The sequence below is a fragment of the Atlantibacter subterraneus genome, assembly GCF_007570865.1.
GTDB classification, from domain to species: domain Bacteria; phylum Pseudomonadota; class Gammaproteobacteria; order Enterobacterales; family Enterobacteriaceae; genus Atlantibacter; species Atlantibacter subterraneus.
Genome location: NZ_VLPS01000004.1, coordinates 65,659 through 87,938 on the forward strand (window position 1 = coordinate 65,659; position 22,280 = coordinate 87,938).

Genomic DNA, 22,280 nt, shown 5'->3' on the forward strand with positions numbered 1-22,280 from the left:
ACAGGGAGATTTTATGACATATCATGTCGGCAACCAGGAGCGTTTATGGATTCACTGACAAGGACAAGTAGCAAAGGATCGGAAAGCCGTTTAATGGCCGGATTCTTAAACGCTATTGAGCGCGCGGGCAACCGTCTGCCGGAACCCGCGCTGATTTTTTTATACTTTATGCTGTTAGTGATGGGGCTTTCCGCTGCGCTTTCGCTGGTGGAGTTTTCTATCGTCAACCCGGTAACGCAGCAGCCTGTTCAGATCAATAACCTGTTATCTACCGAGGCGTTAACCAACACGCTGACCAACATGGTGACCACCTTTACCGGCTTTGCGCCGCTCGGTATTGTGCTGGTCGCGATGCTGGGGGTCGGCGTAGCAGAAAGTTCCGGGTTTATTAATGTCGCCCTGAAGAAAATGCTGCGCGTCACGCCAAAAAAACTGCTGACGCCCATGCTGATTTTCGTGGCGATGTTCAGCCACGTAGCCGCAGACGCTGGCTATGTACTGGTGATCCCGCTGGGCGCGATTATCTTTATGTCGGCGGGACGCCATCCGCTGGTGGGGATTGCGGCAGCGTTCTCTGGCGTGTCGGGCGGGTTTGCCGCCAATATGGTTCCCACGGGCAACGATGCGCTGCTACAAGGCTTTACCCAGGCAGCGGCACAGCTGCTGGACCCGTCTTATAACGTCAACACGCTGTGCAACCTGTTTTTTGGTATCGCCTCGTCGATTCTGATTACCCTGGTGGGCTGGTGGGTGACCGAGCGTATTGTCGAGCCGCGCGTCAGTAAAATGACCCTTGATGGCGACTATCGCCAGGAAGGCGATATGTCCAGCGTGAGCCAACAGGAGAGCCGGGCGTTTAACCGCGCTGGCCTGGTAATGTTGCTGGGACTGGCGGCACTGGCCGCCGCCGCATGGCCGGAAACCTCGTCGTTACGCAGCCCCGACGGTTCGCTCACCGCTTACGGCGCGCCGATCATGAAATCCATCGTCCCGCTGATTTTCCTGATTTTTATTATTCCGGGCATCGTTTACGGTTTCGCATCCGGCACCTTTAAAACCGGCAAAGATGTCATTCATTCCATGAACGACTCCATGAGCAAAATGGGCTCTTACATGGTGATGGCTTTCTTCTGCGCCATGTTTATCAAAGCGTTCAGCGACTCCAATATTGGTACGCTGGTGGCGCTGGCAGGCGCGGATGGCCTGAAGGCGCTGGCGCTGCCGGGCGAAGCAACTATCATCGGCATGATCGTGCTGACTGCGGTAGTGAATTTGCTGATCGGTTCCGCGTCGGCAAAATGGGCGCTGTTATCGCCGATTATGGTGCCCATGCTGATGGCGGTAGGCATCTCGCCGGAGCTCACCCAGGCGGCCTTCCGCATCGGTGACTCCTGCACCAACATCATCACCCCGCTGATGGTCTTCTTCCCGCTGGTGGTGGTGTATTGCCAGCGCTACGTCAAAAGTGCGGGCGTGGGGACACTGGTGTCGATCATGATGCCTTACTCCATCGCGTTTTTTGTCGCCTGGAGCGTGTTCCTGCTGGTGTGGTGGGGAATGGGTATGCCGTTGGGCGTGGCCGCGCCTTATACCTGGTCCGCCGGTTAATCACTGGAACGCACCTTCCAGTGCGCTTTTAGCCTCAAGCCCCGCTCAACGCGGGGCTTTTTTTGCCATCAGTCATACGTCAGGGTAAAAGTCGCCGTCCCGTTGGCCGTTCCCCCCGTGATGGTGTTCTCCGTCTGGTAATAGCGCGCTTTCAGCGGAATGGTGTAGCTTCCGGTGTTGCTGGCGGTACCGGTGGACATCGGCGCGGCAAGCTGTAGCGGCGCATTGTTATACAGCACCTGGATGCCCACGCCTTTGGCGCTGCCTTGGCCTGTGCTGCTGAGATTCAGCACGCCGCGCGTCGCGTCCTTCACGTTGCCATCGATCTGCATCGCAACGCGGGTACCGGCAAAACAGGTCAGCGGCAGTTCAAAATCCTGCGTGTAGCTGTCTCCCGGCGACGTTCCCTGCCCCCGGAACGCGTTGCCGGGAACATCGCCCATCGGTACTGAAATAATCGGTTTATCTACCGTGCAGCCAAGGGTCGTGATATTGAAGGGGCTGGAGGTGACCGTCACCGCGGGCTCCTGCCACAGTAGACTGTTATTGAGCATCACCAGCGCTCCGACCTGTTTAGCCGCCACCATCCCTGAACCCGTCACCGTCGCGGTTTTATAGTAAGTAATAAATACCTGCCCTTTGATCGGTTGCGCGGCCAGCATGCCTTGCTGATTGGCGCACAGCGATACCGTGTCAATCCGGTTACGGATAGTTCCGCTGCCCGATACCCAGCCCGGCACGTTGCAGTCCGACGAGGCGGTGCCGCCAATGGCGTAACCGACGCCTTCGATATTGGTTTTATAGACGCGCCGCCCATCGATCATCATCACGTATTCGCCGTAAGACTCTACGCCCAGATTCTGGTTCGAGATGACGCCGCCCGGCGTGTTATAGCAGTTATAGGCATTGATAACGCCGGTGGTGACCTGAGTGCCGATCACCGAGCCCACCGGTAAATTTCTTGAGATAGAAATGGACGGCGCGGGCGCAGGGATCGTCGCCGAGGTTGTCAGCGTATCGCAGTCCCACGCGTTGGCTGCGAACGAGAAAAAGTACAGCGGCCACAACAGGGCGCTCCATAAAAATAAACGCATGAGTGTCTCCAAATCAGCGGCACTGGGCCGTAACCGTGGCCTGACCATCGGATGGATTGTTAATCTGGTACGCCGCCTGGCAGCTACCGTTTTCCCAGCGCACGCTGAGAGTTCCCTTTTCCGGCACGCCGGAGAGCCAGACCCGCTGACGATCGTCCACGATGCTTTCCGTGGTGACGCTGCCGTTCTTCACGCTGACCGTCGCGCCGAAGGGGATCGTCGCGCCCTGTAAATGGAACATGGCCTTGTAGCCCGTCACCGTTGGATATTCCGCCAGCGCCAGCGCGCCTTTGGTCGGCACCACCGTAGTGGTGTCGTTTAAAATGTCGGTCCGGCTGTTCAGGGACGAACTGTCCAGCGTCAGGCTATTCCGGCGGTACGGCGTGACGCTGGGGATCACCGCAAAGCCTTTGCTGTCGGTGTAAATCCCGGTGTTGTTGGACACTTTCACTTTGCTGGCGTCATCCGCTTTCACCAGCGCCATGGTTTCGCCCAGCGGCTGAGACAGCGACACGCCGTAAGGGTGAACCACCACCCCGCCCATCGCGCCGACCGTGGTCTGGTGCTGGTGGCGCGAATAGTTGTAACCCAGCTGATACTCGCCGAATGACGCCTTGTAATCCGCCGACGCGCTGCCGGAGACTTTACCGCCGCGGCTGTCGTAGCCCTGCTGCACATTCCAGCTCAGGTTGTTGTCCGCCAGCGCCACCCCGGAAAGGCCCGCGCTGGACGCCACATCGCCCTTCTTATTGCTGCTGGCCGACATGTTGAGCCAGCTGTTCGGCAGAAAGCGCGACAGCGGCACCTGAACGGTAAACGACACCACGTGATCGCCATTGCCGTACCACGGCTGACGGGAATAGCTGTAATTGAGCCCGTAATTAATCGCGTCGATGCTGGTGTTGTAGCCAAAATTTACCGTCTGCTCTTTATCGCCGCCCCAGTACTCCTGCTGATAAAGCGACAGGTTAATATTCCCCCAGTCGCCAACCTGTTGGTTAATATCGATCTGGGCCTTGCTGCGCTTATTCTGGCGGTGCTGCCAGTTCTGCTCGCCATTGGCTTCCTGGAAATCGTGAAAGCCTTCTGTCGAATAGCGATAGCCCATTAACGTAAAGTGGGTGCCGCTCCAGGCAATGTCTTTGGAATATTGCGCCCGCAGGGATACGCCGTCGTCTTTGCTGCCGTCCGGCAACTGGCTGTGCGCCCAGGTGGCGTCAAAGGAGAGCGATCCCCAGTCGCCGAAGCTTTTCCCTGTGCCCAGCGCGCCGGAAAAATACTCTTCCGAGGCGATCGCGCCACCATACAGCGTGGTGGTCCAGGGCAAGCCGTAGCTGCCGGTCAACTGTAAAAAGTTGGGTTCTTTATCGCTATCCGATGATGCGCGGTATTTCCCCGCCGTTAGCGCATAGCTGTATTGCCCTTCGCGCCGCATAATCGGCACCGCAGAAAACGCCTGGGTAAACTGGCGCACCGTGCCATCCGCTTCACGTATCAAGACCTGCAAATCGCCGCTGCTGGAGGTCGGATACAAATCGTCAATGGCAAACGGCCCCGGCGGCACATACGACTGCCAGATGATATTGCCGTTCTGACGGATCGTGACCTGCGCGTTGCTCTGGGCAATGCCGCGAATGACCGGGGCAAACCCGCGCTGGCTTTCCGGCAGCATGCCGTCATCGGAATAGAGCTGCACGCCGCGAAAGCCAAAGCTGTCGAACACTTCCGACGAGGTGTAGCTGTCGCCCACGGCGAACTGGCTACGCAACGCTTTAATATCCCGCTGCAATGAAGTGCTGATGCTGTTCCAGTGGCTGCCCCGGTCGCCGTCATTCCAGGTGGAATAGTTACGCAACCGCCACGGGCCAAGGTTAATCCCGCTGCGCAGGTTTGCGTACTGGCTGTTGGTACTGCCGTTTTCATTACTGCCCGTCGCGCCTGAATAGCTGTAATTCAGGAACAGCGCGTTAAGGCCGTCATCCCATTCGGATGCGGGGACCGTGCCCTGCGGGTTACGCTGCATATACTGCTGGGGGATAGAAATCTCCAGCCGCTGTGCTTCAAAGTCGAGTCGGGCATAGCTGCCCGGCAGCAGCGTCGATAACTCGTTGATTTGCTCATCATCCCGCATCGCCATGAATTCCGGCAGCGCATTCGCCTCCACGCCCCAGTGCAGCAGATCCGCTTTGGTGAGTACCGGGCTCAGCGCCTCATCCACCCGTTCAAAACGGACTTCCCGCTCGTCAACCTGCTGGTTATTCAGGGCTACCGTTACCTGCCAGCTGCCTGGCGACTGCCCGCCCGCCTGGCTGAAGCGCGAAATATCAATATCGCGCGCGATATTGCCGCGCATTTCAATCAGATCCGGTGAGAAATAATCTGCCGCTTTGGCTGCGGGAATATTCAGCACGCAAAAAATAACCGCGCTTAATACGCGTAATGGGTAACCGTTTTGACCAACCGAAATTAAATGCGACACGTTATTTACTCAACCTATAGCTGTACTTTTACTGGAGCGGTAATCCCCCCGAAGTCATTGATTGCTTGCCAGTCAATCTGCTGTCCCGGAGAAACATTATTTGGCAATGTCATTTCCTGCTGCGGTAAAACCATCGGCGCTCTGGATATCGCTTTGCCATTTATTTTTACCGCATGTAATGAAACGCTAAACGGCGTGGGGTTTTTCACCACCAGCTTGCCCGCCCGCTGGCTGAACTGAAGCTGTTGGTACGCCGTTGCCGGGTCGCCTTTAATGCCGGCGGGCCGGTAAATCAGTTTCATTTTGCTCTTCACCGCGATGGTTAATTCATTTTTGCCATTGGGTGCTGATGCAGGAATCGATTTAATATTTAACCAGTACACCGATTCTTTATCGGTAGCGGGCGGTTTTCCGCTTAATACCACCCGTACCGAATTTTGTTTATGCGCATCGAGCCGGAATAACGGCGGCGTAGTAATAAACGTATCGTCGTTATCATCCGAACTTTCGTTTTTATTAACCCACGCCTGAATCAGATAGGGTCTGTCATCCGGGTTATTTACGCTGATAGCAGCCTGGTTTTTGTTACCATCGTAAATAAGGCGGGTGCCGCCAATTTCCACGCCGCTAAATGCGCTGGTGGAAAATAACGCCGCCATCAGCAGCGCTGCTTTTGAAACTTTCATCACTATTGCCTTCCTGAAAGGCAGGGCGGCTTACCGCCCTGCTTAATAATTACTGATACGTAATGGTAAATGCCGTAGAGGAGTTCGCAGAGCCCGCGCCGACGGATGTAGACGTCGACATATATTTCGCGATATAGCTCAGCGTATTGCTGCTCTCTGAATCCAGCGTCACGCTTGCAGAAGAGGTGCCGACCGGGATCAGCGTCGCGCTGTCTTTTTCATAAAGTGCGATACCAACGTGAGAAGCGGTTTGGCCGCTGCTCAGCGCCAGGATTGCGCTGTTTTCCGCATGGGTAGTGCCGTCAAAACGCACGCTGGCGCTGGTGACGGACTCCGGGCAGCTCTGAAGCACGATATCAAAGGTTTTAGCCCCTGCCGTGACGCCCGCAGAAGTGCCAAACGCTGTATTGGAAATCGTGCCCATCGGAACGGTCTGAGTAGCGGAATTCACATCGACAGTACAGGCCTGATCGGTGATCGTACCGGTAAAGTTAATGGTGCCGTCGGCGGCCTGTGCAGTAGACGCAACAAAGCACGCGGCCAGCGCAGAAATAAGAGCGATCTTTTTCATGGTAAAATCCAGTTAATTGTTAATTGCAGTAAAATAATAAATAGCGTTCAGGTAATAATTAATAAAACAGGTCTCCTTATTGAGTGCCTTCTCCTTTAATTTAAATATGTTTATCCGTGCGTTTATTACGCCTGCTGGGAACAGGCGCTTTCCAGACGCGCGATATTTCGATACAGAGAAATACGATTGCCGACGCGTAACTTCAGCACCATATTTCGTCGATGCGCGTAAAACGTTTTTATTTTTAATCCCATCAGCGCGGCAATTTCATCCGCGCTATAGCCTTTATGCATATAGTCGAGGATTTGATATTCCCGCTGCGAAAGCGCAAATTTAATCTGGTAGTGATACCTCATGTCGTTAGCGACTAAAAAAGAGAGGATCTCATTCACCTTGCGCTTTCTGTCAATAAATAACACGTTACCTACGGATTGCAGTGCATAATAATCAATATCATTTGAGATAAACGCCACCAGTTGCTTCCCTCTGGCGTCCAGTTTTTTTACTTTTGCGGCAAGTACCGTATCCATATCGACAAGAATAAAATTGTCGTCAATAAGCTCTGGCGAAAGTAACGTGCAAATACCCACTTTGAAAAAATGGTCATTTGAAATGATAGAGTGTGACAGCCGCATAGAAATCCCTGTTAGTTTTATCCCCTTTCGAAAACTCAATGATCAACATCTGCATTCTCTATTTAAAATTTACCTTATATTCCCCAGGGAGATCACTCGCAAAAAATTAGTGATACCCCGATTGAGATCAAAACGATCGTTTAATTCAAGCAAAGCGACATATTCAGACAGATAGTCTGAAAGAGGCAAATAAAAATAAATTAATCAGAACAAAAACCTGGAATAATGGTTTTCAGGGTGTATTTTGTTATCGATTTTTCTTTGTCATTTCTCCGCTTCGATAGCTTAAACTTGTCAATTTGTTAAAAATGGAATTTTCTTAGGAAATATTCCAGGACAGGTTTTGGAATATATTCCCCGCGACCTGTGAGCAATTATACAGACAGCCTGATTTAACCCTATCGGCGGATGCTTATTGTTATGCAGGCCATGCCCTACAAACGTAAGCCGTTTCTTAAGCGGAGGCAATCACCAGGCTAATTACCGTCGCTGACGATACGCTGCGCTTCATTATCCAGTTCATCCAGGAGCTCCTCCATGCGTCGCAGATTGGCTAACATCCCCTGGCTATTTTTGTTATCCACCAGATCCTGTTCGAGCTGGGCAGCCAGATCGTGTAACCGGACAGCGCCCAGCAATTGCGCGGTGCCGTTAAGCCGATGAAGATGGTGGCGCACCGCCACCCAGTCGCCCCGCTCCGCCGCCGCCTGCGCCGAGGACAGATCGCGGCGATTTTCCCGCTGAGCATCCTCAAGGGCGTTTTGCATCAGCGCCCTGTTGTTCATGGTCAGTCGCGACAGTTTTTCCACGTCGAGAACCGCTTTGTCCGGCAACGCCAGCGCCGCAAGCATGGCGTGTAGCTGTGACAAACTCAGCGGCTTGAACAGGCAGGCATTCATTCCCGCCGCCAGGCAACGCTGCTGTTCTTGTTCCTGCGCCGAAGCCGTCAGCCCCCAAATCACCAGCTGTTGTCCGGCGGCGCGCAGGGCTCTGGTAAGGGCGATACCATCCATTTCAGGCATATTGATGTCGGTGATCAGCAGGTCGTAGTGGCGCTGCTGGAGCGCCGCCAGCGCCTGCGTGCCGTCGCTGGCTTCATCGGCCCGCTGCCCAAGCGCGTGCAGTTGTTCCTTTAACAGCAGGCGGTTGGTGGGATGATCGTCGGCAATCAGTATTGCCAGCCGCTGCGCCAGGGCATCGGGCTGCGCGGGCGCTTCCGTGGCCCTTTGCACCCGGCCACGCTGACTGGCCGCCGCCAGCGCCAGGGTAAACGTCGTTCCCTGACCCGGCTCGCTTTGCAATTCCAGGGTGCCGCCCATCTGCGACAGCAGCTCCTTGCTGATTGCCAGCCCGAGGCCTGACCCACTCTGCGCCCGGCCCGTCTCGGTCTGGCTGAACGGCGTAAACAGCCGGCTCTGCTGATCGACCGGAATGCCCGGCCCGGTATCGCTCACCTCAATAATCAACTCGACCTGTTTATCGTCCACCCGCTGGGTCTGGGCCGTCACGGTGACGCTGCCCTGGTGAGTAAATTTCACGGCGTTGCCAATCAGATTGGTCAATACCTGGCGCAGCGGCTGCGGATCCAGCCACAGCCGGCGATCCGCCAGCGTGCTGTTAACCCGTAATGACAGCGATTTCTGCGCCGCCAACCCACTGAACAGCTGCGTGACCTCCGCCAGCAGCGCGTTGATGTCCACCCATCGGGGCGTGAGTTCGACCTTGCCGGATTCGATTTTTTCCAGATCCAGCACGTTACCGATCAGCATCATCAGCGACTGGGAAGCCTGCCATGCGCGATCCACGGCGGTTTTATCGTGCCCGGCGCGGATCTCCCGGGAACGATGCAGCAGCTCAAGGAAGCCCATAATGGCGCTCACCGGGGTGCGGATCTCGTGGCTCATACGCGCCAGAAAAACGCGCTTCTCTTTGTTGGCACGCAGGGCGTTGTCTTTTTCCTGCTCCAACTGGTGTTGCGCCCGTTTTCTTTTGCGGATTTCCGACAGCAAATACAGCCCCCAGATCAGGCTGCTCAGCACCAGCAGCCCCGCCAGTAGCGCCACCAGGTAAAATGGCCGGTTGTATAACTCCCAGGTGTCGATGGTCACATCGGGTAAGCGCACCCATTTACCGACGATTTGCAGGATCTCTTTTTGCGGGATGTTATCCAGCGCTTTATCGAGGATCTGCCGCAGTTCGGGTTCTGAACGCGGCATGGCAAAACCAATCGCCGACGGCGGTTCATCGGGCAACGGCGTAAAGGCCAGCTGGTCAGGATAATAGTGCTCGCTGAAGTAGCGCACGGTTAGCTGGTTGGAGAGCGCCGCGTCTACTTCGCCGTTCGCGACCAGATTCAGCGCCACGCTGGCGTTATCCACCTGCCGCCAGGTGATGCCCGGATATTTGCTGCTCAGCACCGGGATAAGATTGTGCAGCGAGGCGATGGCGACGGTCATGCCGGGCCGCAGCGCGATGGTCTGCGGCGTGTCGCTTTTCATCACGATGACGTTGGGCGTGGTAATAAAAGGGTGGGTATAGGACACATTATCAATGCGGTTTAAATCCCACGTCGCGGTCTGCATTAAATGCCAGCCGCCCTTGCCCATGGCTTCCAGCATTTCATCGTTGGATTTGACGACGATGGTTTCAAATTTCAGGCCGGTTTGCAGGCTGATTAAATTCAGGATGTCGCCAATAATTCCCCGGGTTTCCAGATTACTGTCCAGCAGGGTATAGGGCGCAAAATACGGATTAACAATAATACGCAGCGTTTTGTGCTGGTTTAGCCACAGCCGTTCCCGATGGCTTAATTCCAGCTTATCCAGCGCGAAGGTCAGGTTGCCTTTTTCAATCCACGATTGCGTGATTTGATTATGAAGATGTTCATCAATCGCCCCGAGAAAGCTGTTAACGATTTGCCGTAGCGGTTCCTGCGACGGCGCTATCAGGAAATGGCTTCTTTTCTGCTCGTCACCCCAGTACTTTACCGTGGTCAGCGCCAGGGCAAACTCCTGGGAAATAATCGCGCTGCCCGGCAAACTGTCGCCGATAAAATAGTTGTTCTTCCCTTCCGCTACGGAGGAGAGCGCCGCATGATAGCTGGCGTAGCGGTGAATTTGCGCATTGGGAAACGACTGAGCGATCCACGCCTCGGGCGGATAGTCGTCTACCGTCGCGATGGTGACAAATTTCTCGCTGCGCAGCGGCTCCATCACGTTCGCCAGGGTGGTTACCAGCGCGGGCCACGAGGAGATCACCGGCGCGGAAAGCGCGATACCGGCAGGCGGCTCAGGCTGATACTGCAAGCCGGTGAGTAACAGATCGACGTGGTTCTGCTTCAGCGCATCTATCGCCTGCGCTTCATTCTGATAGCGCCACACTTCAAGGCTGATATTCAGCGAGCGCTGCATCAGCGCCAGATAATCGGCATTCATCCCCCGATAGCGACCCGACACCGTGTTGAGCACCAGCGGCGGAATATCCGGCGGGAAGATCGCCACCCGTAAGGTTTTTTTCTGCCGCAGCCAGCGGTTTTGCTCATCGGTGAGATACAGTTGCACCGGCTGCAAGGGATTAAAGCCAGACAGGTCGAGTTTTTCAGCCGCAGGCATTTGCGCGTGCGCCGGGGTCACCAGCGCTGCCAGCACAATGCACAGCATAACCAGCAGGCTTTTCATCGGTCAGATCAGCTTATTCTGGCTGGCAAAGGCCAGCAGCTCGATAAGCGTTTTGCATCCCAGTTTTTCCATCAGCCGGGTTTTATAAGTGCTGACGGTTTTACCGCTGATATGCATCTGCTCGCCGATTTTATTGTTATCGAACCCCTCCAGCATATAGCGCATTACTTTCATCTCCTGAGTGGAAAGTAATTCGAGCTTTTCGCGATCCCCTGGCGGTACGCCGGTAAAATCATCCAGCACGAAGGGGAAATAGCTGTAGCCATTTTGCGCCGCCTGGATCGCCGCGATGATGGTGGTCATTTCTTGTTTCTTGCTGATAAAAGCGTGGGCGCCCGCTTCGGCGCTGCGTCGGCTGTAGTAGCGATCGTTTTTCGCCGACACCACAATCACAATGCCGGGAAAGTGCTGTTTGCGCAGTGCCTCGATCAGGTCGATACCGTTAACGCCGGGGATATCGACATCAATGACAATAATATCCGGGCGCTCGTGGCGCAGCGCCTTCAGGGCTGCCGTCCCGTCTTCGAATTCATGGGTCACGGTAATGGCGTGCGTTTCCAGTACACCGCGGATCGCCATCCGCGCCAGAGGATGATCGTCGATAATAATGGCAGTGGTCATGGGCGACGTCCTCCTTCAGGCAGGAAACGCGGGGCGCGGGCAGACTTTTACTGAGCATAGCCCAAACCGCAGCGCAGACGACAGCACATTCACGCGATCAATAGCAAAAAGAGAGGGTTACGGTGCAGAAGAAAACGGCCTCCTGCGGAGGCCGTTGAGGTTAACTGCCGATAATTCCGCCGTCGGCTTTGACAATCACCACGGTGGACGAACGCGGACGGCTGTTTTTATCGCCGTCGGGCCAGGTAGACACGGCGGTCGGGTTCGCCGGATCGCTGATGTCATCGCCCGGTTCGCCGGGGTGCTGGATATTGATAAACAGCGTGCGGTTATCCGGCGTAAAGGCGATGCCGGTGATCTCGCAACCGCGCGGCCCGGTGAGAAAGCGGCGATACTCATTGGTGCCCGGTACGGTGGCGAGCATCTGATTGTTGCCCATGCCCTCATAGGCTTTTTTGTTGATGGTGCTGGACGAGACGTCGGTCTGGATCCACAGCACGCCGCGATGGTCGAACGACAGGCCGTCCGGGCTGCCGAATTCCGCGCCCTTCATCGAGCCTTTTGCTTTTTCGTCGGCGCTGTCCGGCTTGCCGCCCATCACCAGGATATCCCATTTGAACGCGGTGGCAGCCGGATCGCTGTTCTCTTCAGTCCAGTGCATGATGTGACCGTAGACGTTATTGGCGCGCGGGTTGGCGGCATCGACCGGCGCTTTGCCCTCTTTGCCGCGATCGCTGTTGTTGGTCAGGGTGCAGTAAACGCTGCCGGCAGAGTGCGGATCGACCGCAATCCACTCCGGGCGGTCCATTTTGGTGGCACCTACCACGTCGGCGGCGAGACGGGTTTTGATCAGCAGTTCGCCCTGGCTGGCGAACCCGTTGCTGGCATCCAGCCCGTTTTGCCCGTAGACCAGCGGCAGCCAGCTTCCGCTGCCGTCTTCATTAAATTTCGCGACGTACAGCGTGCCTTCAGAGAGCAGATCCATGGCGGCGTCGCGCTGGCTGGCGTCATATTGATTGGCGGAAACGAACTTATAGATGTACTCGAATTTCTGGTCGTCGCCCATATAGGCGACCACGCGATTGTCCGCCGCCAGCGTGATGGCCGCGCCTTCATGTTTGAAACGGCCCAGCGCGGTGTGTTTGCGCGGCGTGGACTGCGGGTTGTACGGGTCGATTTCTACTACCCAGCCGAAGCGGTTCGGTTCGTTCGGCGTGGCGTCGACGCTGAAGCGCGCGTCGGCTTCGCTCCAGCGGTAGGATTCGTCGCTGTCGCTGATGCCGTAGCGTTTTTCCAGTGCGTTCGGGGCCGCTTTCTTCACGAAAATATCCGACCAGTTCTCTTCGCAGGTCAAATACGTGCCCCATGGCGTATGGCCGTTGGCGCAGTTCTGCATGGTGCCGAGTACCGTTTCGCCCTGCGGATCGGCGTCGGTTTTCATCAGCGCATGATTTTTTGCCGGTCCGGTGAGTTTCATCGGCGTATTGACGGTGATGCGGCGCGCAAATTCAGACGGACGTACTACGGTCCAGCTGTCGCCCTGTTTTTTCACCTCAATGACCGAAATCCCCATGGCATTCTGCCCTTTGCGGACCTTGTCGAGGTTCCAGTTGGCCACGCCGTCTTTAAACAGCAGGCCGTTATCGATGTATTCGTGGTTCATCGCCAACAGGCCGTGGTGCGGATCGTCGCCGCCCAGCGGCAGGCTGAACCAGGCCATGCCGTCGTGGTGCATACCGGCCTGCGCGGCCTGTTCATCGGTAGTATTACTGCCGTCGGTTTTAAATTCCGGCAGGTTGCCTTTTAAGCCCACCGCATCGCCCCAGCGATAGAACGGGCGCGCCACGTACCCTTCCGGCACGCGCACGGTATCGTCAGTTGAGACCGCGATACTGGTGAAACCCAGCGAAGAAGGACGGGCCATCGCGGTTTCCACCGCCCAGGCCGCTGGCGATTTCATTAGCGCCGGGAAAGAGACCGCCGCACCGGCCACCACGCCCATCTGTAAGAAACGGCGGCGGCTTAAAAAGGCGTTGGCAACATCGGAAAACACGGGGTTGGCGCTGTGGTTACTGACTTCGTCGCTGTGTTCCTGTTTAAACAGCGGCTTGAGGGGTCTGCTCATCATGGCTTCCTGTCGGTATTGTTATCAGAAGTGAGCAGTGTAAGAAGGTTTTATTACAAATTTATAACAATGAAAAAAGGGGCTTATCGCCCCTTACTGTTTTAGAAGTCGTAGCTCATCGATACTTTCAGGGTGCGCGGTTCGCCCTGGAAGATATAGGTGCCGCCGTCATCCACGCTCGACCAGTAGTTCTCGTTGGTGACGTTATCCACGCCCACACGCCAGGTCATTTCGTTGCGATCCTGATTCAGCTGCATTTTGTAGCGAACGCCCAAATCCAGCGTGGTGTAAGCGTCGAGTTTTTTGGTGTTGGCCGCGTTGGCGTATTGCGAACCGGTACGGTTAACGCGCGCCGTGGCGGTCAGCCCCTGTACTGGCTGGATGTCATACTCCGCGCCCAGCACCATCACATACGACGGGATACCGATTGGGTCATTACCTTTATTGACGCCGTTTTGCGTTTTGGTCAACTCGGCGTCAATCCAGGTCGCGCTGCCGTTAACACGCAGGCCCAGCAGCGGTTCGCCGAAAACGTTCAGCTCAATGCCGCGGTTACGCTGTTCACCGTCCATTTTCCAGGTCGGCAGCGCACTGGGATCGCTGGACGCGACGTTAAAGCCCGATGGCTTTTTGATTTCATACAGCGCCAGCGAGCCACCGATGCGGCCATAGTCCATTTTCACGCCCACTTCGTTTTGCTTCGAATGAACGATGTCGGTGCTCTCGCCATAGTTGGAGGTGCCTTTCGGCGCGGCCTGGCCGGGCTGTAGCGCTTCGGTGTGGTTGGCGTAGAACGAGACTTCATCCCAGGCTTTGTACACCAGGCCGTAAGTCGGCATCCAGCGGCTCTGGTCATAGCGCGAGTTGGCGGTCTCCGCGCCGGTGGCGTTGCTGTAGTTACGCACCGCCACTTTCTGATGGCGCGCGCCAAGGGTCAACAAAAGCTTGTCGTCCAGCACGCCCAGGGTGTCGCTCAGCAGCCAGCCCTGAGTACGGGTGCGGCCAGTGGTGAGCGGATCGCTGTAATTACCGCCCTTCAGGTCGGCATCCGGCATCGGCACATCTTGCGGATGGTAGATATTCACCGGTACCGCCGGGTTTTTCGACAGCATCGCCCAGGCGATATTGTCGCGGCGCAGCAGCGCGGAGTAGCCGACGTTCACTTTATGGGAAACGAAGCCGGTATCGAAATTACCGCGAATGCCGCCCATGCCGCTGTAGGAATCGCGGATGGCGTTGGTATCCAGACGGCCTATCGTGGCGTTGCCGTTGACGTTATTCACCTTCGGCGAACTGTAGATCCCGGTTTCATGGCTGTGCTGCATGCCGAATCCGAGATAAGTGGTCCAGTTATCGGTCAGATCGTATTCGGCGCGCGCCAGGCCGAACTCGTTTTCGATATTGCTGTAGCCCCACTTCTGGGCGTAGTTGCTGGTATTGCGCGGCGGATCGGGTATGAAATCCACGGCGCTGACGTTAACGCCCACGGTGCCGCCATGGAAGGTCTTTTTCTGGTAGCCCATGTCCAGCGAGCCGCGCAGACGGTCGCCTTTGTAATCCAGACCAATCGAGGCCAGCGTGGTGCGGCGCTTGTCGTCTTCAATCGGGCTTTCGCCTTCGCGATGCAGCAGGTTAACCCGCGCGCCGAACTGGTTGTTATCGCCAAAGCGGCGGCCTAAATCCATCGAACCGCCCACCTGAGAGGCGGAGGTGTAATCCACACCGACGCGGGTAATTGGTGTGTCGGTGGCGTGTTTCGGCTCAAGGTTGATCATCCCGCCCACGCCGGAAGAGGCGGCACCGTTGACCAGCGCGTTAGCGCCTTTAAAGATTTCCACACGCTCCAGCATGGCGGCATCAACGACCTGGCGCGGCACTACGCCAGCCAGGCCGCCGAAGGTCATATCATCGCCATCCAGCTTGAAGCCGCGAATGCGGTAGGTTTCAGCATAGTTGCCGTAACCCTGCACATTCTGCACGCCCGCGTCGTTGCTGACCACGTCGGCAATGGTTTTCGCTTGCTGATCTTCAATCAACTTCGAGGTGTAACCGATAACGTTAAAGGGCACGTCCATGGCACTTTGTTCACCCAGCATCCCCAGCCGCCCGCCGTTGGCCATCTGGCCATCAAGGAAGGCGGGAACCAGCTCATTACCGCCGGGCGTAAAGTCGCTCCCGGAGGCCTGGACCACAATGGTGTCTTCCTGACTTTTTTTAGCGGTTTCCGCGGTAGCCGCCTGCGCGCCCTGCACAGTCGCGCCAATCGCCAGCGCCAGTAGTGTTTTCGTTTTTACGTTCATACCTGGTGACTCAAAAAATGCAAAAGAGAATGCCCTTTAACGGAGCGGTTTATTGATTGAGCGAAATTCGCACAATGCTGTCCGGGCCTTTGGTGGAGTGATCCTTGTTAAAGCCCTGTTTGACGGTGACGTACAGCGTTTGCCCGTCGGCGGATAGCAGCAGGCTGTTCGGATGCGGCGGCAGATCGAACTGCTTTTTCACCGCATAACTGGTCGCGTCGAGCACCAGCACTTTTCCGCTTTCACGCTGGGAGAGGTAGATTTCGTGGCGCTTCGGATTGAACTTCACGCCCAGGGTATCGCCGGTATCCAGCTGTTTGATGACCTTGCCGGTGTGGATATCCAGCACCAGCGTGGTTTTGGCTTTTGAGTTGTCCGTAACGAACAGACGGCCCGTTTCAGGATCTTCCGCCAGGTTCAGCAGCAGCGCCTTGTCCACGCCGAGCGGTGCCCAGCGCTGTTCAATGCGCTGCGTTTTCGGGTTAATCACCAGGATTTCGCCGCCGCCGTTAGCCGCGTAGAGACGCTGGGTCTGCGCGGAATAATGCAGGCCGGTGACCCATTTCCCCGCGTTGTCGATGCGTTTTTTCAGCTTCATGGTGTTGGCATCAACCACCCAGATCACCGCCGGATCGGCAACGCCGCCCACGTACAGCAGGCCGTCATGCAGCAGGATTTCACGCGCGCCGTAAGGGAAGCCCTCTTTATTGCGCTCTTTAAACAGGGTACGGGTTTTCACTTTACCGGTTGCGGTATCCAGCGCGCTGATGCCGCCGTCCAGCGAGTTGGTCACATACAGGGTGCTGCCGTCAGGGGAAATCGCCGCGCCGAAGTTTTTCAAATCGGTATGGGCTTCGCCGATGGTTTTCAGCGTTTTAGGATCGAGCTTGTAAACCACGCCACCCTGCACGTCTTTGAAACTTAATGCACTGGCGACATACAGCGCATCGCCTGCCGGGTTGATGACCATTTCATACAGGCCATTCGCCAGTTCACGCTGTTCGAGGTTTTGATTTTTCTCCACGGCCTGAGTTGCAGGCGTGGCGGCGGTTTGCGTAGGCTCCGCTTTATGCGCGGCGCAGCTGGCCAGGGACGCGGCAACGGCAAGCGCCAGCAGAGTGTGTTTGATTTTCAATCGAAGCTCCTTGCTAACCATCCTGACGCAGGCGGTTAACCGCAGGCGAAAACGCCAGAACAGGAAGATGTTAAGTCAACCGGTTATTACTCAACCGCTTTCAGCCCGCAGTTGAGTAATACCGGTCATGTTTTAATGATTTATTTGCCTTGTCGGAGCGAGTTGTGAGGCGCACCCTCTCTCGCCCTGAAAAAGCAAATGAGAATTGTACGCATTTACTTTCTCATAGCAAGCGTTGCGGCCTACGGATGGGAAAGGGGGAGAATGGAGTAATACAGAATTATCGGGTGATAAGCGCAAATAACCCGGTCATACACGGGTTATGGCTGTGATTGCAGAGAAAAGCGTTACCGGGAACGCGTCCCGGCAGCAGTATCCGCCAGGATGTTTTTTAACGGGGTTTTACATAGCGCATATGCAAAAGCGGGAAAGGACGCCCCTGGCCGTCCAGCGCGGAACGCCCAATAACCTCAAACCCACAGTGTTGATAGAACGCCAGCGCCTGCGGATTTTGTTCATTGACGTCCAACTGGTTTGCGCCCTGCTCTATGGCCCACGTCAGTAACGCGCGGCCAATCCCCTTGCCCCGGCTGCGGGCATCGATAAACAGCATTTCAATCGTCTCGCCCGCCAGGCCAACGAAGCCCTGAATTTGGCCCTGCGGATCGCGCCAGACGCGTAATGTCACCATTGGGAAATAGTCAGGAATTTGGGCGCGTAGCGCAGCGATGTCCTGTTCGGAGAGAAAATCATGGGTCGCGCGCACTGCGCTTTCCCAGACGGGGATCAGAGCGGGGAATTCTTGCGGTGTAATGGTAGTAATCATAATCATCCTTAATAGTGCAAGGACGAAGCATATCAGAGAAGGAATAACAGATATAAAAAAACCCGCTCGATGGCGGGTTTTTATCGCTTTATTTAACTGCTCGGGTTAAACCGTCTTCGCTATCGTAAATCAAGCGAGAGATTCAGCACTTACAGAACAACAACGTTCGCAGCAGCCGGGCCTTTAGCGCCGTTCTCGATAGAGAATTCTACTTTCTGGTTGTCTTCCAGAACTTTGAAGCCGTTAGTCTGGATTGCGGAGAAGTGTACGAACACGTCTTTGCCGCCGTTGTCAGGAGTGATGAAGCCGAAGCCTTTATCAGCGTTGAACCATTTTACTAAACCAGTCATTTTATTAGACATTGATACTTCCTCGAAAAAATATATTGCCGCTTAATGCGGATATCGTGGCTCGCGTTGCAGAATTAACTTATTTAGAAGCTTAGGAGGAGACTCACGAGAAGGGGTATCAAAGATAACGCTCTAACTGAGGACTGCTTTACTAAAACTGCTTTCATAAGGTCTGTCTGACAAACCGAGGGCAATCATACAGGGGTAGAATAGTTTAGCAAGAACTATTTTCATCTGACCGATTCAGCAATGATTTCATGATGTTTCAGCGTCTCGCCTGAAAGCGCGGAGCCTGAAGCCAGGCTCCGCTGTGGATCAGTACTGATTAAACATGGTCTGGATTTGTTGCGGATCGCTGGTCTGCGTCAACGCCAGTTGCAGCAACACGCGCGCCTTTTGCGGGTTCAGCGTCCCGGAAGCGACAAAACCATATTTAGCGTCATCCACTTCGGCATCCTGCGTGGTGGAGCCCGTCGGTACGCGCGATGACCGCACCACGGCGACGCCGTTATGCGCGGCAGTGGCCAGGCTATCAAATACGGTTTTATACAGGTTGCCGTTACCCACCCCTGCGCTGACGATGCCTTTATAACCGCCCTCCACCAGCGCTTTCACCGGCAGATCTGACGCATTGGCGTAGTTGTAAACGATCCCGACTTTTGGCAGTTCCGTCAGGTTATTGACGTTAAAAGGCGTCTGGGTCGTGTGTTTACGGGCTGGCGCACGCTGGTAATCGACTTTGCCATTATGGATATAACCCAGCGGGCCGAAGTTGACGCCTTTAAACGTGGCGACATCGGTGGTGTTGGTTTTGGTGACGTCGCGGCCATCCAGCACCGTATCGTTCATCGCCACCAGCACCCCGCGATTGGCGGATTGCGGATCGGCGGCGGTAATCACCGCGTTATACAGGTTGAACGGGCCGTCTGCGCTCATGGCGGTAGAAGGACGCATGGCGCCGACCATCACCACTGGCTTATTGCATTTGACCGTCAAATCCAGGAAGTAGGCGGTCTCTTCCATGGTGTCGGTGCCGTGAGTAATCACAAATCCATCGGTGCTGTCGCAGCTGCTGTTGATCTTCTTCGCCAGCGTCAACCAGACGTCGTCGTTCATATCCTGAGAGCCGATGCTGACCACCTGCTCGCCTTTTATTTGCGCGATGGACTTTAATTCCGGAACGGCGTCCACCAGGTTTTCAACCGTGACTTTACCCGCCTTGTACGCGGATTGCGTGGCCGATGCCCCGCCGCCTGCGATGGTTCCGCCGGTTGCCAGAATGGTAATATGAGGTAAAGCCAGCGCGGCGCTGCTGCATCCCATCACAAAAGCCGCCAGAATCGTCTTTCTGAATAACGCCATGTGCACATTCTCCTTCAGTTTTAGTTTGCGCGAATTATCCCTTTCAGCCAGATAAAAAATGTGACATATCGCCCTTTGCCGAGCATTTACGCTAAGGAATTTCTAAATTTTAGAGATAGATACCAAAAAATCGCTTGAGAGGGGTTTTAACGGGTGCGGTTATCAGAAAGGCAGACGCAACACGGCCCAGCAAAATGCTGAGCCGTTAATTTTTTTATGGCCGGGATTGAACCCAAAACGCGTGGATCAGGCCTGGAATATAACCAAGCAGGGTGAGAATAATATTGAGGATAAAAGCCATACCGAATCCTTTCCCCAATAACACGCCCAGCGGCGGTAAAAGTATAGTAATAACGATTCTCCAGAAACCCATATTAACTCCCTTATTATGCAGGTGATTATAAAACATCATTTTTTTAAAGTTTAGCTTGCCGTTAGCAAAACGCCACTATGATGACATTACTTTACCGATAACCCCTGCACGGTATAAGGCGCTTTAAGATTATTACTATTCCATACACAGAGAACAAAACGGTTATGCTGTTTTCCCCGCCTGCAGGCCCGCCTGATAACTCATCTCTGAGGTAAGCAACACAATCCGTGACGCCAGGCTTAGTAATTCTGGCTCCGTTAATTTATCAAACCGTACTGCCTGCGGATCGCTAAACATAGCTTTAATATTTCTGAGATCTTTGGATAACGCATCCGGAAAATCATTTTCATTGATATCAATTAACTCACTGAAATAAATATAAAGTAGTTTTTTATTCAGAGGCGCATCATGCATTAATTCAACGATCAAATGTGCGAGCCGCCAACTTACAGCGCGTAGATTCATTTTTCCCTCCTGAAATACGACTACGGCAGAGTAAGACAAATTGACCAGAAATTCTATGCCCGGGAAATGAGTTTATTTAACGAATAAACCTAATTATATTTAATATATTGAAATGATGAATGATAACGGCATACAGATAACTAAGGATGGTAGAAAAACCCTGTGCTGAATATCATCGTCAACGCTCGTTTACCCGGGCATTTCCTGGCAGTCTTTCATGCTGGCTGATCGCTTTTGAGAAGAGAAAACACCGTCATAAATCAAAAAATGATGTTTTCAGAATCCATTCCCGCTAAAAGCTCTTAAACACACCAAAACGACCCACAAGTATCCATAACGCAATAATATTCAACTTATTGATTATATTGATTTTATCAATACACCCAATTATTTATAACGAAGACATGCATTAAAAATGATTTACAGAGGATTTTATCTATGAAAATCCATTAAATAAAAATAAATCACTAGTTGTTAGTTCATATCCAGCAATATAATCTAATGAATAATTAAAAACCAAACCATGTGACTGGCTAATACACGCTAACGCTCTACATGCCCTTTTCCGTTAATTGCTTACTTTACAAAGGAGTATGACATGTTCTCGCCCCACTCACGCCTGCGACATGCGGCGGCGGACACGTTCGCCATGGTGGTGTATTGTTTTGCAGTTGGGATGGTTATTGAGATTTTCATCTCCGGCATGACCTTTGAACAGTCACTCTCTTCCCGTCTGGTGTCTATCCCCGTTAACATACTTATTGCCTGGCCTTATGGGATCTACCGGGATTTCTTTATCCGCCAGGCAAGACGCGCCAGCGCCGGAAGTTGGGCGAAGAATCTGGCAGACGTGCTGGCCTACGTGACATTCCAGTCGCCGGTATATGCATTAATCCTGCTGTTCGTGGGGGCAGACTGGCATCAAATGGTGGCGGCGGTGAGTTCCAACGCGCTGATTTCGATGCTGATGGGCGCGGCCTACGGTTACTTCCTGGATTATTGCCGCCGCCTGTTCCGGGTTGCTGACGCTCAGCCGCGCGTACAGTTGTAACGGCGGCGTGGGGATCGTTTACTGCGGTTCGCCGAATAAACCAGAGAGATAGCGCTCCAGCGCCATGCGGGAACTAAATCCATGCGGAATACCGTAGTGCTGTTCCGCTTCCCCACCCAGATAGAGCGGGAACTGCTGATAGTGATCGCAGGTTTTGATCTCTGAGGCTGGCTCGGCAAGGGTCTGGCTGCGTTCTTTCAGCGTGGGGTGGATCACCAATGCCGTACGGCCCATTCGCGCTTCTCGATTCACATAAACATAAGCTTCACCACGGCGATAGCCATAGGTTTTCGGCGTTACCTCTTGCATGGTAAAGCCCACTTTCTCAAGAACGCGCGCTACCTCATCGGGTCGTAAATACATTTTTTTTCCTCGTCATCTTTTCACTGCATTGCCAACCTTACAGTAAGGAGCATTAGCAACGCTTTCGGAAAAGTCCATAAACCGCCTCTTAAGGCGTGACCCACCTCAACGGCAAAAAATTCTGGTCTACACTGTTAAACACAGCTAACCCATTGGGAGAATTACAATGTTTAATAAAATAAACCGTAAGCAAGTCGATGATGGCGTTCAGGATATTAATGACGATGTAAGCCGTCTGGCTGATTCGCTGGAAGATGTGCTGAAATCCTGGGGAAGTGATGCAAAAGATGAAGCCGAAGCGGCGCGCCGTAAAGCAAAATCTCTGCTGCGCGAAACCCGTGCGCGGATGAGCGGCCGCAACGGCGTGAGCCAGGCCGCGTGCGATGCGATGGGCTGCGCAGATACCTACGTGCGCCGCAATCCGTGGTGCAGCGTTGGCGTCGCGGCAGCGGCGGGTATCTTTATCGGTGCGCTGCTCAATTGCGGCCGTAAATAATCGACCTTGCTCCCCACACGCCCTGGCAGCCGCCGGGGCTTTTTTTTGCCTTGCCGATAACCA

19 protein-coding genes are annotated in these 22,280 nt (G+C 54.5%); 3 read left to right on the forward strand and 16 right to left on the reverse strand.

The window, feature by feature from the left end; all coding sequences use genetic code 11:
- Positions 1-45: 45 nt before the first annotated feature.
- Complete coding sequence (locus FND52_RS09360) at positions 46-1,608, forward strand: AbgT family transporter (RefSeq protein WP_144130611.1); 1,563 nt, start codon at positions 46-48, stop codon at positions 1,606-1,608.
- A 68-nt stretch (positions 1,609-1,676) separates the two neighbouring features.
- Here the strand turns inward: FND52_RS09360 and FND52_RS09365 are convergent, their stop codons facing one another.
- From FND52_RS09365 to FND52_RS09435, 15 genes are all read right to left on the reverse strand, one after another.
- Positions 1,677-2,702: a fimbrial protein gene (locus FND52_RS09365; protein ID WP_144130612.1), complete on the reverse strand. Its 1,026-nt coding sequence runs from the start codon at positions 2,700-2,702 to the stop codon at positions 1,677-1,679.
- A 13-nt stretch (positions 2,703-2,715) separates the two neighbouring features.
- A complete protein-coding gene (locus FND52_RS09370; RefSeq protein WP_144130613.1) occupies positions 2,716-5,181 on the reverse strand; it encodes a fimbria/pilus outer membrane usher protein in 2,466 nt (821 codons plus the stop codon).
- Between the two features lie 14 nt (positions 5,182-5,195).
- Positions 5,196-5,867, reverse strand: a complete 672-nt coding sequence (locus FND52_RS09375; protein WP_144130614.1) for a fimbrial biogenesis chaperone — start codon at positions 5,865-5,867, stop codon at positions 5,196-5,198.
- A gap of 49 nt (positions 5,868-5,916) precedes the next feature.
- Complete coding sequence (locus FND52_RS09380) at positions 5,917-6,438, reverse strand: fimbrial protein (protein ID WP_125294844.1); 522 nt, start codon at positions 6,436-6,438, stop codon at positions 5,917-5,919.
- A 125-nt stretch (positions 6,439-6,563) separates the two neighbouring features.
- The gene (locus tag FND52_RS09385) at positions 6,564-7,073 is read right to left on the reverse strand and encodes a helix-turn-helix domain-containing protein (protein WP_144130615.1); all 510 of its coding nucleotides are present in this window, start codon (positions 7,071-7,073) and stop codon (positions 6,564-6,566) included.
- A gap of 476 nt (positions 7,074-7,549) precedes the next feature.
- The gene (locus FND52_RS09390; protein WP_144130616.1) at positions 7,550-10,750 is read right to left on the reverse strand and encodes an ATP-binding protein; all 3,201 of its coding nucleotides are present in this window, start codon (positions 10,748-10,750) and stop codon (positions 7,550-7,552) included.
- Between the two features lie 3 nt (positions 10,751-10,753).
- On the reverse strand, positions 10,754-11,371 hold the full coding sequence (gene evgA / locus FND52_RS09395; protein ID WP_144130617.1) for an acid-sensing system DNA-binding response regulator EvgA: 618 nt from the start codon (positions 11,369-11,371) through the stop codon (positions 10,754-10,756).
- Between the two features lie 160 nt (positions 11,372-11,531).
- Positions 11,532-13,496 (reverse strand): PhoX family protein, encoded by a 1,965-nt coding sequence (locus FND52_RS09400; RefSeq protein ID WP_144130618.1) that lies wholly within the window; start codon positions 13,494-13,496, stop codon positions 11,532-11,534.
- A 101-nt stretch (positions 13,497-13,597) separates the two neighbouring features.
- Positions 13,598-15,796, reverse strand: a complete 2,199-nt coding sequence (locus FND52_RS09405; RefSeq protein WP_144130619.1) for a TonB-dependent receptor — start codon at positions 15,794-15,796, stop codon at positions 13,598-13,600.
- 49 nt (positions 15,797-15,845) lie between these two features.
- Complete coding sequence (locus FND52_RS09410; protein WP_144130620.1) at positions 15,846-16,931, reverse strand: YncE family protein; 1,086 nt, start codon at positions 16,929-16,931, stop codon at positions 15,846-15,848.
- A gap of 391 nt (positions 16,932-17,322) precedes the next feature.
- Entirely contained in the window at positions 17,323-17,757 is a 435-nt protein-coding gene (locus tag FND52_RS09415) for an acetyltransferase (RefSeq protein ID WP_208737497.1), read from the reverse strand.
- A 149-nt stretch (positions 17,758-17,906) separates the two neighbouring features.
- Complete coding sequence (gene cspG / locus FND52_RS09420) at positions 17,907-18,119, reverse strand: cold shock protein CspG (RefSeq protein WP_125294852.1); 213 nt, start codon at positions 18,117-18,119, stop codon at positions 17,907-17,909.
- A gap of 303 nt (positions 18,120-18,422) precedes the next feature.
- A complete protein-coding gene (gene ansB, locus FND52_RS09425; protein ID WP_144130622.1) occupies positions 18,423-19,469 on the reverse strand; it encodes an L-asparaginase 2 in 1,047 nt (348 codons plus the stop codon).
- Between the two features lie 214 nt (positions 19,470-19,683).
- Positions 19,684-19,842, reverse strand: coding sequence for a YqaE/Pmp3 family membrane protein (locus FND52_RS09430; RefSeq protein WP_125294917.1), 159 nt, complete (start codon positions 19,840-19,842; stop codon positions 19,684-19,686).
- A gap of 162 nt (positions 19,843-20,004) precedes the next feature.
- A complete protein-coding gene (locus tag FND52_RS09435) occupies positions 20,005-20,307 on the reverse strand; it encodes a hypothetical protein (RefSeq protein ID WP_125294854.1) in 303 nt (100 codons plus the stop codon).
- A 598-nt stretch (positions 20,308-20,905) separates the two neighbouring features.
- Here FND52_RS09435 and FND52_RS09440 point away from each other — a divergent pair.
- Positions 20,906-21,358 (forward strand): L-alanine exporter AlaE, encoded by a 453-nt coding sequence (locus tag FND52_RS09440; RefSeq protein ID WP_144130623.1) that lies wholly within the window; start codon positions 20,906-20,908, stop codon positions 21,356-21,358.
- An 18-nt stretch (positions 21,359-21,376) separates the two neighbouring features.
- On the opposite strand, the gene FND52_RS09445 is transcribed toward FND52_RS09440, so the two are convergent.
- Positions 21,377-21,721, reverse strand: a complete 345-nt coding sequence (locus tag FND52_RS09445; RefSeq protein ID WP_125294856.1) for a DUF2002 family protein — start codon at positions 21,719-21,721, stop codon at positions 21,377-21,379.
- Between the two features lie 166 nt (positions 21,722-21,887).
- Here FND52_RS09445 and FND52_RS09450 point away from each other — a divergent pair, with 166 nt between their 5' ends.
- Entirely contained in the window at positions 21,888-22,217 is a 330-nt protein-coding gene (locus FND52_RS09450) for a DUF883 family protein (protein ID WP_125294857.1), read from the forward strand.
- Positions 22,218-22,280: the final 63 nt, after the last annotated feature.

Coding starts and splice junctions, on each gene's coding strand:
- FND52_RS09435 (WP_125294854.1), bottom strand. CDS start 20,307: ATGAATCTACGCGCTGTAAGTTGGCGGCTCGCACATTTGATCGTTGAA.
- ansB (WP_144130622.1), bottom strand. CDS start 19,469: ATGGCGTTATTCAGAAAGACGATTCTGGCGGCTTTTGTGATGGGATGC.
- evgA (WP_144130617.1), bottom strand. CDS start 11,371: ATGACCACTGCCATTATTATCGACGATCATCCTCTGGCGCGGATGGCG.
- FND52_RS09430 (WP_125294917.1), bottom strand. CDS start 19,842: ATGGGTTTCTGGAGAATCGTTATTACTATACTTTTACCGCCGCTGGGC.
- FND52_RS09400 (WP_144130618.1), bottom strand. CDS start 13,496: ATGAGCAGACCCCTCAAGCCGCTGTTTAAACAGGAACACAGCGACGAA.
- FND52_RS09375 (WP_144130614.1), bottom strand. CDS start 5,867: ATGAAAGTTTCAAAAGCAGCGCTGCTGATGGCGGCGTTATTTTCCACC.
- FND52_RS09440 (WP_144130623.1), top strand. CDS start 20,906: ATGTTCTCGCCCCACTCACGCCTGCGACATGCGGCGGCGGACACGTTC.
- FND52_RS09360 (WP_144130611.1), top strand. CDS start 46: ATGGATTCACTGACAAGGACAAGTAGCAAAGGATCGGAAAGCCGTTTA.
- FND52_RS09415 (WP_208737497.1), bottom strand. CDS start 17,757: ATGATTACTACCATTACACCGCAAGAATTCCCCGCTCTGATCCCCGTC.
- FND52_RS09380 (WP_125294844.1), bottom strand. CDS start 6,438: ATGAAAAAGATCGCTCTTATTTCTGCGCTGGCCGCGTGCTTTGTTGCG.
- FND52_RS09385 (WP_144130615.1), bottom strand. CDS start 7,073: ATGCGGCTGTCACACTCTATCATTTCAAATGACCATTTTTTCAAAGTG.
- FND52_RS09450 (WP_125294857.1), top strand. CDS start 21,888: ATGTTTAATAAAATAAACCGTAAGCAAGTCGATGATGGCGTTCAGGAT.
- FND52_RS09445 (WP_125294856.1), bottom strand. CDS start 21,721: ATGTATTTACGACCCGATGAGGTAGCGCGCGTTCTTGAGAAAGTGGGC.
- FND52_RS09390 (WP_144130616.1), bottom strand. CDS start 10,750: ATGAAAAGCCTGCTGGTTATGCTGTGCATTGTGCTGGCAGCGCTGGTG.
- FND52_RS09365 (WP_144130612.1), bottom strand. CDS start 2,702: ATGCGTTTATTTTTATGGAGCGCCCTGTTGTGGCCGCTGTACTTTTTC.
- FND52_RS09405 (WP_144130619.1), bottom strand. CDS start 15,796: ATGAACGTAAAAACGAAAACACTACTGGCGCTGGCGATTGGCGCGACT.
- cspG (WP_125294852.1), bottom strand. CDS start 18,119: ATGTCTAATAAAATGACTGGTTTAGTAAAATGGTTCAACGCTGATAAA.